This window comes from Grimontia sp. AD028 (assembly GCF_000973155.1).
In the GTDB taxonomy this organism is placed as follows: Bacteria; Pseudomonadota; Gammaproteobacteria; order Enterobacterales; family Vibrionaceae; genus Enterovibrio; species Enterovibrio indicus.
This window is the reverse complement of record NZ_LASY01000111.1, coordinates 1-12,097: the sequence shown is the minus strand read 5'-3', so window position 1 is coordinate 12,097 and position 12,097 is coordinate 1. Positions and strand designations below refer to the sequence as shown.

Annotated in this window: 8 protein-coding genes; all 8 read right to left on the bottom strand. The window is 49.7% G+C overall.

What is annotated here, in order from left to right:
* Positions 1-79: 79 nt before the first annotated feature.
* The 8 genes from RN22_RS20320 to RN22_RS20285 all read right to left on the bottom strand — a co-directional run bounded on the left by RN22_RS20320 (position 80) and on the right by RN22_RS20285 (position 11,970).
* Complete coding sequence (locus RN22_RS20320) at positions 80-538, bottom strand: peptidylprolyl isomerase (protein WP_002540880.1); 459 nt, start codon at positions 536-538, stop codon at positions 80-82.
* A gap of 219 nt (positions 539-757) precedes the next feature.
* The gene (locus tag RN22_RS20315) at positions 758-1,495 is read right to left on the bottom strand and encodes a 3'-5' exonuclease (protein WP_046307202.1); all 738 of its coding nucleotides are present in this window, start codon (positions 1,493-1,495) and stop codon (positions 758-760) included.
* Positions 1,496-1,504: 9 nt separating this feature from the next.
* On the bottom strand, positions 1,505-3,388 hold the full coding sequence (locus RN22_RS20310) for a DUF294 nucleotidyltransferase-like domain-containing protein (protein WP_002540882.1): 1,884 nt from the start codon (positions 3,386-3,388) through the stop codon (positions 1,505-1,507).
* A gap of 116 nt (positions 3,389-3,504) precedes the next feature.
* Positions 3,505-5,112 carry a BCCT family transporter gene (locus RN22_RS20305; protein WP_369700107.1) on the bottom strand — a complete coding sequence of 536 codons (1,608 nt, stop codon included), beginning with the start codon at positions 5,110-5,112 and terminating at the stop codon, positions 3,505-3,507.
* A gap of 467 nt (positions 5,113-5,579) precedes the next feature.
* On the bottom strand, positions 5,580-7,211 hold the full coding sequence (locus RN22_RS20300; RefSeq protein ID WP_046307200.1) for a BCCT family transporter: 1,632 nt from the start codon (positions 7,209-7,211) through the stop codon (positions 5,580-5,582).
* Between the two features lie 207 nt (positions 7,212-7,418).
* A complete protein-coding gene (locus RN22_RS20295) occupies positions 7,419-8,972 on the bottom strand; it encodes a cryptochrome/photolyase family protein (RefSeq protein WP_046307199.1) in 1,554 nt (517 codons plus the stop codon).
* A gap of 109 nt (positions 8,973-9,081) precedes the next feature.
* The gene (locus RN22_RS20290) at positions 9,082-10,389 is read right to left on the bottom strand and encodes a dicarboxylate/amino acid:cation symporter (protein WP_002540886.1); all 1,308 of its coding nucleotides are present in this window, start codon (positions 10,387-10,389) and stop codon (positions 9,082-9,084) included.
* A 390-nt stretch (positions 10,390-10,779) separates the two neighbouring features.
* Positions 10,780-11,970 (bottom strand): putative manganese transporter, encoded by a 1,191-nt coding sequence (locus tag RN22_RS20285; protein WP_046307197.1) that lies wholly within the window; start codon positions 11,968-11,970, stop codon positions 10,780-10,782.
* Between the last annotated feature and the right edge of the window lie 127 nt (positions 11,971-12,097).

Here is a 12,097-nt window from a genome sequence, read left to right as displayed (position 1 = left end):
TTTACTACGATTGGTATTAGATAAGCACTAACAAAAAAGCGAGCCCAATGGCTCGCTTTTCATGGGTCGTTCATCAGTATTAGTGAACGTGGCCGTGTTCGATTTCTTCGGCAGTTGCTTCACGCACTTCGCGGATAACGCCTTCAAATTGGAGTACGACACCCGCCAATGGGTGGTTGCCATCGATCGTCACTTCATCGCCTTCGATCGCAATAATCGTCACTTGGATATTGCCTTGTGGGCCTTGGGCATTGAACACCATACCCACGTCCAATTGGTCTACGCCCTGGAATACACCGCGCTCAACCACTTGAATCAACGCTTCGTTACGCTGGCCGTATGCATCGTCTGGTTGAATTTGAACGGCAAACTCTTCACCTTCAGAGCGACCTTCCAGTGCTTTTTCCAAACCCGGAATGATATTTCCTGCACCGTGCAGATACGCTAAAGGATCTTTGCCTTCCGACGTATCAATCAGCTGTCCTTCTTCGTCTTTTACCGTGTAGTCGATTTTTACGACTTTGTTTTCTTCAATCATCTTGCCATCCTTTGTCGGCAGCGAATTTACGTATCGTACCTTTACGTCGGGCAATCGGCGCAAAGAGTTGTCAAGGACGAAACGTCAAAGACAGATACCAGCTCATCCCTTTGACTGTAACACAGTGAGCAAAGCACTAAAAAAATCGACCCGGTTACAGCGTTTTGATTACTAAAAACGTGAACTTAGGCCGATATCATTGATTTCAGTCGCTGAGATTTAACGCCACAGCGCCTTGATGGGATGGTCACGACCGAAACGGTGTGCGATTTGCGCCTGAAGCAGCTCGGCAGTTGCAATCGCATCCGTCAGCGCGTTATGTCCTTGATAAAATGGCAAGTTGTAACGACGGCGACTGTCTGCCAACCGAATAGATGTTAGCGGCTTTTTCATTAGACAGGACCAGAACTTCTGGAAAGGTTTACGGTAATACCAGGATTCAATCTCCAGAGTATCCACCACCGGAAACAACAAGGTTTCACCCAAACGGCTTTTGACCGCCGCCTCGATAAAATCACGCTCGATGCGACGGTAATGCACCACCACAATCTTCCCTTCCAAAGACGCCAACACCTCTTCCAAAATCCGGCGTAAATCCGGCGCATCACTCACATCAGAGTGAGTAATACCGTGGAAAACCACAGAGTCGTCTTCCAGCGGTTTTCTCGGTTTCACAATCCAATGCTTGGCTTCGCGGCAATGAATACGATTGAGTGTAAACGGCACCAAACCAATGCTGACAATGTCGTTTTTACTGGGATCCAACCCCGTGGTTTCCAGATCCAGCGCAACGAACTCAACCTCAGACACTGGGGTGTCACCATTTACGACACCCGCTTCGTAAAAACGCTTCAGCAGAGGCACCTTGGCTTTTTGCTTCAATCGTTCATTGAGCGTTGACCAGTCAGGACCCACCTTGACGTCTTTTGCACCGTTTTTAGGTTCAAGAATTAACACTACATGCCCCTAATTACTGCGATTTGGCTGGTAACGGTACTTGAGGAACTTCTGCGCGTTACTCATGATCTGGAAAGCGTCTTTGAGGTTGCGGCGCTCGAATTCAGACAGGTTTTCAGGCTCGATATTGTTATCAGGCTCAATCTCCTGCTCCACATCAATAGCCTGATGGCGTATGCGTACCATGGAGATGAACTCCATCGCATCACGGATATCTTCACCTCGACCTTTCGGCAAAATGCCCGCTTCGATGATGTCGTCCAAGCGCTCAAACGAGTTCTGGGAACGGGAGCCCACCGCCAGTGCGTGAACACGGATCAGATCTGCCAGTGGCGCGGTGCCGCGGCGTTTCAGGTTCATCGAGTTTTTGTGTCGACCGTCCTGCTCCATCACAAAGCTCTTGAAGAAACCAAGAGGTGGAGTGCGGTTCAGTGCATTGCGCGCCATACAGGCCAGGAAGCGGTTATTACGCTTCGCACGTCGCGACACGAATGCTTTGAGTGTTTCAGCCCAGTTCGTTGCGCCGTAAACGCCATCAAGATCGAAGAAGATATTGCTGTTCAATAACGACTGAGGGTTCGGATGGTCAATCCAGTCCGCGAACGTCTCTTCCCATTCCGCACGGGTCTTACGCCACTCAGGGTTAGTCGCCATAATGTTACCGGTACAATAGCTGTAACCACATTGCGCAAGGCCATCACTCACAAACTTTGCAAGGTTCACAAAGTATTCTTCATGCTCTCCAGGATCGTACTTGTCATCCAGAATCAGTGCGTTGTCCTGATCGGTCACAATCAGTTGTTCGTCACGCGCCATTGACCCTAGTGCAAGGAAACAATAACCAATAGGTGGCGGGCCATACTCTTCTTCATACAGCTCAAGAAGTCGCTGCTTGAAGCTTCTGCCTATCACCGCCATCGCAGAACCAATCATATGTGAGTTGGCATCTTCAGAAACCATACGGGAGAAACAGGCTGGTACGTCTTTCGACAAAGCCGCCAGATCTTCAACGGTTTGCTGACGGAAGATACTGCTCACAATCACCAAACTGCTCTGGGATTCGTAACGCACGATATCAGACAGAGCAACCACGCCCACAGGCTTTTGATTTTTGAGGATTGGCAAGTGATGCAGGTTGTTACGAAGCATGGTCAGCATGGCTTCGAATACATAGGCATTGTGATCGAGCGTGATAATTTGTGGAGTCAGAATCTCAGTAATCTGCGTCTCATAAGGTAAGCCAGGAGCCACCACGCGGGAGCGCAAGTCCCTGTCGGTGATGATGCCTGCAATACGCTCCTGCTCCACACCTTCTTCATCGGCTTCTACTGTCATCACCAACAGCGAAGATACGCCTTCGTCAGTCATGATTTGTGCAGCATGGCGAACAGAAGATTCACAATCCACCGTCACGGGATCGCGCAAAATCAGGTTGGTGACTTTAGAGGTAGTGAGATCATTGCTGTCACGGTGGTTTTCCACCGCCTGACGCAAACGTAATCCGTCTTCCACCTCCATAAAGTCTGAGAAAGATTCAAAGCGTTCGCTGAGGTCATCAAAAACGGTATCAGGAATAAAGTAAACCAGACTGTCTTCAATCGCTTTGGCAGGGAAGCGAACACGGCGGTTCATCATCAATCCCCATTGGCCGAACGTACCCCCTTCAGAGAGCCGGTTATAAAGCTCTCCTTTGCGGCGATAGATTTCGACCACACCACTGCGAACCAAACACAGTTCGTGGATTGGCTGACCGTATTCAAAGATTTGCGTCCCTGCGCGGAAGTAGGAAATTTCGACCTGCTTGGCCACTTCATCCACTTCTTCTTCCGGCAATTCATTGAAGGGCGCATGTTGTTTGAGAAACGCTGCGATTTCTATTTGTTCCGCTTCCATTACTTATCAATCTCTCAACGAGTTTACTTCCGACCGGAAATCAGACTCGGACTTCAAACCAGACGAAACAGGGCAGACGTCATGTCTGCCCCGCTGCGCTTACAAGGTTGGTCAACCTAGCCTCGCGGTTCGGACATCAGTCCCTTTATCACCGAGACACAGGCAACCAGCAACACGATGGTGAACGGGAATCCGGTCGATACCGCCATCGCCTGAAGGGCAACCAATCCGCCACCCAAGACCAAGGCAATCGCGACCAATCCTTCAAACGTACACCAGAACACACGCTGTGGCACAGGTGCATCCACCTTACCACCAGCAGAAATCGTATCGATAACCAGTGATCCTGAATCTGATGAGGTCACAAAGAAAACCACCACCAGAATAATACCGATAAATGACGTGATTGAAGCCAATGGTAGTGCATCCAGCATCGCGAACAGTTTCAATGGCAGATCTGCCTCTGTCACTGCCGTGTAACCATCATTGACCACCTGGCTGATGGCTGTGCCACCAAACGCAGTCATCCACAATACACAAGCCAGTGAAGGGATCAGCAGTACACAAGTGATGAATTCACGTACCGTGCGACCACGCGAAACACGTGCGATAAACATACCGACAAATGGCGACCAAGAAATCCACCAAGCCCAGTAGAATGCGGTCCAGCCAGCGGCAAAGTTAGAATCTTCACGTCCGAACGGGCTGGAAAGCGCAGGCAAGTGTTCAACATAAGAGGCCAGATTGCCAAAGAAGCCGGTCAGAATCGCAATGGTTGGCCCCATCAGGATCACAAACAGCAACAGCGCCATCGCCAGAATCATGTTGATTTCAGACAGGCGCTTCACACCGGCATCCAGACCCGCCATGACTGACACAAGAGCCAGCGCCGTGATCAGGATAACCAGAATCACCTCTGTGGTTTCACCAAGTGGGATACCAAACAGATAATTCAGGCCCGAAGCAGCTTGCGAGGCACCCAGTCCCAACGAAGTTGCCAGACCAAACAAGGTGGCCACGACCGCCAGAATATCAATGACATGGCCGACCCAGCCCCATACACGCTCACCAAAAAGTGGGTAAAACACAGAACGCATGGTGAGCGGCAAGCCCTTGTTAAACGAAAACAGTGCCAGACCTAATGCAAGCACCGCATAAATCGCCCAAGGATGGAGACCCCAGTGGTAAATGGTTGCGGCCATGGCCAAATCTGCCGCCGCTTTCGGATCCCCAGCGGCTGCACCCAATGGCGCCCAGTCGGTCCGCACACCATTTTCAACAGAAGTACCGCCTAGCGCTGCACCGTAGTGGGATAAAGGCTCTGCAACCCCCCAGAACATCAGACCGATACCCATACCAGCGGCAAACAACATGGAGAACCAGCCTGCGTAGGTATAGTCTGGCGTGGCTTCAGTACCACCGAGTCGGACCTTACCCAATGGGCTGACTACCAGTACCAAACAGGTGATCACGAAGATGTCACCCGCGGAAAGGAAGAACCAGTCCAGGTTAGTCGTCAGCCAGCCTCGTATCTCACCAAAAATAGGGGCAACGTCTTTCTGGAAGGCGAGTGTAATGAAGACGAAAAGAACAACGGCGAGGCCGGAAATGAGGAAAACGCGGTTGTGAATATCAAGACCAAATGGCCCGATCTTCATGGCAATGTTGTCCTGCCCAACCTGATAATCTGTGTCTATGGGGTTGACGTCACCATCCGGTTTCATCAACTCTTCATGACTTTTATCGCTCACAGTAAACTCCTTAATCCGTTTTGCGAGTTAAGCAGCTAATGGCGTTGAATATGCAGGGTGAAACAACAGAAAACGAGGTTTTCTATCATCAGGCATATTGAACGCTCACTAACTTAAGGTCTAATGACCTAAACACTCTAACATATCCTTAGTGTTCAATGCTTCAATAGTGAGAAATGAGTCGAATTAATCGCTGTAATTGCACAATAATTAGCCACAATATCGTGTTAATCAGGCAGACAGCCAACGCAAATAACCATTGAGCTCTAAACATTGGATTCGCGTACTAACCCTCTATTTCTATCCCTGCATAGGGTAGTTGAATTACGCAAATGCGCCGTGCTGGATCCAGTTTCGGCCAATGTGTCAGTTACGTTTTGTGTTTGGGTTTTTACATAAAAAGAAAAATCCGGGCACGAACCCGGATTTATTTCTTTCGCTTATTTGCGTGGCTCAGACATCAATCCCTTCACCAGGGAGAATGCACAAAGCAACAGAACGATACAGAATGGCAGACCTGTCGATACCACCATTGCCTGCAGCGCCCCAAGGCCACCACCCAGCAACAGAGAAATCGCTACCAGACCCACAAACGAACACCAGAAGATACGCTGTGGTACTGGTGCATCCACCTTACCGCCTGCAGAAATGGTATCGATAACCAGCGAACCGGAATCTGAAGAGGTGACGAAGAAAACCACCACCAGAATGATACCCAACAGAGAGGTAATGCTCGACAGAGGCAGGCCATCCAGCATGTTGAACAGTTGTAACGGCAGATCTGCATCAACCACTGCGCGGTAACCATCCTGCAGCTGCTCAATCGCCGTGGTACCGAATGCTGTCATCCACAACACACAGACAGACGTTGGGATCAGCAGTACACAGATAATAAATTCACGCACCGTACGGCCACGCGAAACACGCGCGATAAACATACCTACGAATGGCGACCAGGACATCCACCATGCCCAGTAGAACGCCGTCCAGCCTTGTGAGTAGTTAGCATCTTCGCGGCCAAATGGGTTCGACAGTGCAGGCAGGTTCTCGAAATACGCCACCATATTGGTACCCAGGTTGGTGAATATTGACAGGGTAGGACCTACCACAATCACAAACACCATCAGCAAGGTGGCCATCGCCATGTTGAACTCAGACAAGCGCTTCACGCCAGAATCCAGACCCGCAACCACAGACGTTAGCGCAAGGCCTGTGATACCGATGATGAGGATAACCTGAGTGGTAATGCCGCTTGGAATGTTGAACAGGAAGTCCAGACCTGCAGCCGCCTGTGACGCACCAAAGCCCAGTGACGTAGCCAGACCGAACAGTGTCGCCACTACCGCAGTGATATCAATGATATGGCCCGGCCAGCCCCAGATACGCTCACCGAAAATTGGGTAGAACACCGAACGAATTGTCAGTGGCAAGCCTTTGTTAAACGAGAACAACGCCAAAGACAGAGCCAGCAACGCGTAGATAGCCCATGGGTGCAGGCCCCAGTGGTAAATCGTCGCGGCCATACCCAGATCTTTTGCAGCAACCATATCGCCCGCAGCACCACCCAATGGTGCCCAGTCAGTACGAACGCCATTTGTCTCAACCACACCGCCAAAAGAAGATGCATAGTGTGAAAGTGGTTCAGACACGCCATAGAACATCAGGCCGATACCCATACCTGCAGCAAACAGCATGGAAAACCAACCGACATAGGTGTAATCAGGGGTAGCTTCTGTGCCGCCGAGACGTACACGTCCCAATGGGCTGAAGATAAGGATCAGACAGAGAATAACGAAAAGGTTACCTGCACCGATGAAGAACCAGTCCATCTGAGCAGTAAGGGTGTTTCGCATCTCGTTGAACAGAGGGCCAACAGAGTTGCGGAACAACAAAGTGACTAACACGAACAGTGCAATCATACCGCCTGAAACCAAAAACACGCGGTTATGGATATCCAGACCCAAAGGACCGATTTGCAGGGCGATATTATCCTGACCTACTTGGTAGTCAGTATCGATAGGCGTCACCGCACCATCCGGTGACATTAATTCATCGTGGCTTTTATCACTCACAACGACAACTCCATTTTACATTCACAACATTCAGGCCAATTTGCCTAAATAAACGCAAACTATTACTGTTTACGTCAGTGAGGTAAAACAAATAAAACTTGTCGTATTAGCATGATTTTTCGATATTAATTACCAACAGAATCAAAAAGGCCGCACTCATTCATAGCGATAATGCCAAAATTACAAATATCACGATAAATTAAACAGTTAGAGATTATTAAGATTGCCCAAATAGTGCTCAGCTTGCTCTAATACCGCACTACGCTCTTCGTCGGATTTTCCATCCCAGCCGCGATAAACCATGCCGGCTCGCGGATTCACCGCAATTTTAGCGCGATGACGTTCCATAAAATGCCAATAAAGACTGTTCAGAGGACAAGCACCCTCTCCCACTTTTTCTTTCACTTTGTAGTGGCAACCCGCGCAGTAATCGCTCATCTTATTGATGTAGTTACCGCTGGCACTGTAGGGCTTGGTGGCGAACAGACCGCCATCTGCAAACAGCGCCATTCCCCGAACGTTCGGTAACTCTACCCACTCAATGGCATCGACGTAGATCCCCAGATACCAGGCATCGACTTCTTCCGGTGCAATGCCCGTGAGCAGGGTGAAGTTACCGGTAACCATCAAGCGTTGGATGTGATGTGCATAGCCGTAATCGAGCGACTGTTGAATAGCCTGTTTCAGGCATTGCATCTTGGTTTCGCCCGTCCAAAAGAAATCAGGCAATGTTCGTGTGCCACCCAATGCGTTCATGGTTGAATACTCCGGCATGTTTGCCCAATAAAGCCCGCGGACAAACTCACGCCAGCCAAGAATCTGCCTGACAAAGCCCTCTATCTGATTGATGCTAATGCCGGAGTCAGGCTGGCGGTACGCCTTTATTGCAGCTTGAATCACCTGCATTGGGTGAAGCATTTTGCTGTTGAGTGCAAAGGAAAGTCGGGAATGATAAAGGCTCCAGCGATGCGGGCTCTCAGATGTCATCGCGTCCTGAAAACTGCCGAATTTGGGTAGCAGGTACTGACAGAAGTAATCGAGCAGTTCTATCGACTGTCTTCGAGTGACAGGCCAAAGAAGCTGTGGGGTAGCTACACCTATGGTTTTCACACCATGACGCTTCAACCGCTCAAGAATGTCTGAAACATCATTGGCAAAAACTAATGGCTCAGGGACACATTCAAGTTCGGCGGTGCTCAGTTTAGCCCGGTTATCTTTGTCGTAATTCCACTTTCCACCTTCCGGTTTGTCACCTTCCATCATCACATCAAATTGCTTGCGCATCTTGCGATAGAAAGACTCCATCAGGTGATGCTTGCCTTTGGTGAAATGCTGACCCAAAGCATCATCTGGCACCAGAAAATGCTCGCAGCCTGTCGCTCTGGTCTCAATACCTAAAGAATCACTAAACAGGCGAAGCTGTTCGCGCAACCGGTATTCATCAGGAAGTTGGTATTCAAACTGTGTGATACCATATTTTTCAATCAGCTCAGTCAGCAAAACATCCAACGAGGGGAACTTCTGGGTTTCATCCAGCGTTAAGTGCAGCACCTTATGGCCAGCCTTTTCCAAAGCCAGTGCAAAACCTTTCATCGAAGCGAAAAAGGCACAGACTTTCTGAACGTGGTGGGGGGCGTAGTCCGTTTCCTGACGCAGCTCTGCGATCAGGTACAACACACCATCGTCGTGTTCGCTGTACCACGAATGGCTGGCATTTAGCTGGTCGCCGAGAATCAGTCTGAGTGTGTGGAACCGGGTCATTGGAATCGCTACCGTTTCTTATTTCAATCAACAGTATGCATTACGGTTCAAGGTGCTGAGAGATCAAAAAACGCCAGACAAGCTGGCGTTTTTTATTAGTAGCAGTGAGTTACTGCGCGTGAGGTCGGAACACGATTTTCTCGTCTTCTTCCGCCGCTTTCATGTCATTGAAGCGTTTCTCATCCAACGCGTCTTCACTTTTGGCGACAATACAGGTTACCGCACAGTCACCTGTAATGTTCACCGCGGTACGAATCATGTCCAGCAAACGGTCAACACCCATGATCAGTGCAATACCTTCCAGCGGCAGGCCCACCTGATTCAATACCATCGCCAGCATCACCAGACCCACGCCCGGCACACCCGCGGTACCGATAGACGCCAGTGTTGCCGTCAGGATAACCGTCATGTAGTCCATCATAGTCAGGTCAACATTGAATGCCTGCGCGATAAATACCGTCGCCACACCCTGCATCATCGCCGTGCCGTCCATGTTAATGGTCGCACCCAGCGGAATGGTAAAAGACGCAATCTTGTTGTCAGCACCCATGCGGCGAGTGGTGGTTTCCATCGACACGGGAATGGTCGCATTCGACGACGCCGTCGAGAACGCAAACATGATGGCATCTTCCATTTTCTTGAGGAATGTTACCGGGCTCAGGCCGCTGAATACCTTAAGCAAGGTGGTGTAAGTCACCAGCGCATGCAGCACCAGGCCACCCGCCAACACGAAGAAATATTCCGCCAGACTGACAATCGCAGACAGACCCAGCGAGGTAAACAACTTCGCCATCAGACAGAACACACCAAACGGGGCCAGATTCATCAGCAGCGCAACCAGCTTAAGAATCACTTCGTTCAGATCACGGAAGAAGGCCGCCACGCGCTCACCTGGCTTACCAGACGCACTGATAGCAATACCGAACAGCAGCGCAAAAATGATGATTTGCAGCGTGTTGCCTTCCGCCATTGAGCTGATTGGGTTCGTTGGGAACATGCCCACAATCACATCGCCCAGCGATGGCGCTTCAGAAGCTTGGAAAGACGATGCCGCAGAAAGGTCAGCACCTTTACCTGGGCCAAACAGCAGCGCAAGGCTCATTGCCAGGGTGATCGCCAGCGCTGTGGTGCCCAGATAGAACATCAGGGTTTTGCCACCCAAACGACCCAGCGTTGCGATATCTTTCAGTGCGCTGGTGCCACACACCAGTGAAACGAATACCAAAGGAACCACCAGCATCTTCAAGCTGGCTACAAAAATTTGGCCACCAACGTCAAACAAGCCGTTGACGATATACTCGTTGACGAAACCTTCTTCGCCGAACAAAAACCGAATAGCAAAACCAGTCACAATACCCATCACCATGCCCAGCAAGACACGGGTGGTCAAAGACATCTTGTTAGCTTCCGCATTCATGATTGAAAACTCCTTTTCAAAACTCAACGCCAAGGAGATTAAACTGGTGATTTATATTGACCAGAAGAATACGAACTGCCCTCAGGCAAAGCATCGTTTCAACAGAACTCAATGAACCGAATTTTAATCTGATTGGTTAACTTGCTCTTCACAATCAAGCGCGATGAGATTAGCAGCGGAATCCCAACTAAATACATTCCCTTTTTACAACATCGAGTCACTTTTATGCGACACATCACACATCCAGAATGGAGTTTTCAATCTGATAAACATCTGATTAACAAAATAAATAACTATTAGATGCCTTTTTGACCAACAGAAAAGACCTGACCTGTTCGAAAAACCATCAGTGCTATTAACAATAGTCAGGCGTATACCCAACCTGAAGGTTCAGCTTTCTACCAGCCAGAAGAAGCTGTAAGCAGCGATCAATGCCGGCAAAGTTGAATAAAGGGTGGCGACAATGGCAGCCTTTGGTGCCAGCGCAATCGCAGGGAAAAGCGCATCACCATCATTGGAAATCGCATTACCAATTTGGGCGGACATTGGCACAGCGCCGCTGATGTACAAACTGGTAACTAGAATCTGAGGCCCGCAGCCGGGCAATATGCCCACAAGGACCCCCATTAATGGCACCAAAGCGCCCCAGCCAGTAAAGAGTTCACTGAGATCCATCCCCAGCCAGAGTACGCAAAGCTCAAACACCAGAAAGGCCGCAATCACCCAGACCATCACAAAGTTAGTGTCCTGAGCGACCCGCTCGAAAAGGTGCGATCCACTGTCTTTGGGATCTTCTCCCACCAAAGACTCATAATTTTCCGCTTCTCGCGCCAGTGCCCAGAAGGTCACCGTCGTTATCGCGAGAACCGCACCAACCAGCTCGGAAGTGCCAACAGGAAGATGAAGCAACGCATCGGTATCAAACTGCATTGAGCCAAGCAGTGCCATCACCAGAGATGGAAGCAACACCCATTGCCAAAAGCGCCCCTGCACACCGATAACAGTCTGGCTGTCGGCTTGTTTGGAACATGGGTTAGGTTTTGCCGGAGAGTGTTTGGGTCGCATAAAGTCATCACGATGCAGCGCATCGACAATCTGTCCGGAAACCACACCGACGGCAAAGCCTAACCCAATCATAAAGATGCCATCCGAAGGCTTGGTGGCTAACAACAAGAACGCAGCATCACCCATCGTCGCTGTAAGCACTGCAACCACACTGCCAAAGCTAAGGTTGCCACGTACAAACTGGGTGATAACAACAATGGCGCCACCGCATCCCGGTAAAGCGCCCATTGCCGCTGAAAACACCACCTGCAGATTTTTCTTTTTTGCCAAACTCGATACCCAAGCGCCATGACGCTCGAACTTGTTCGTCAAATAGTGAAAAAGCGCTAATGTCGCAGCCACATAAGCAGCCACTTGCCAGAAAGCATCAGACAGCGCAGCGAGTGTCACCGCACGTGTTGGTTCAGCGAAAATCAGCGCAAGTAACAACACCGGTACTAAAAGGCGACGTTTTTTCATCGCCCAGAAATGCCGCTTTGAAACCGGCGCGAAGAGTCGGGAAAGTAATCCTGTCATTGCTTTAATTTTGATAATGAGAATTATTATCAATAATAGATCGTGGATGACGAATTGCAACAGGAAGTTTGATAATACCAATCACAGTAGATAGGTGATCAGAAATAGCGCAGGAAAAATGCTCGAG

Bases quoted from the DNA above. Each gene is read 5' to 3' on its own strand.
- RN22_RS20320 (WP_002540880.1), bottom strand. From the start codon at position 538: ATGATTGAAGAAAACAAAGTCGTAAAAATCGACTACACGGTAAAAGAC.
- RN22_RS20310 (WP_002540882.1), bottom strand. From the start codon at position 3,388: ATGGAAGCGGAACAAATAGAAATCGCAGCGTTTCTCAAACAACATGCG.
- RN22_RS20305 (WP_369700107.1), bottom strand. From the start codon at position 5,112: ATGAAACCGGATGGTGACGTCAACCCCATAGACACAGATTATCAGGTT.
- RN22_RS20295 (WP_046307199.1), bottom strand. From the start codon at position 8,972: ATGACCCGGTTCCACACACTCAGACTGATTCTCGGCGACCAGCTAAAT.
- RN22_RS20290 (WP_002540886.1), bottom strand. From the start codon at position 10,389: ATGAATGCGGAAGCTAACAAGATGTCTTTGACCACCCGTGTCTTGCTG.
- RN22_RS20285 (WP_046307197.1), bottom strand. From the start codon at position 11,970: ATGACAGGATTACTTTCCCGACTCTTCGCGCCGGTTTCAAAGCGGCAT.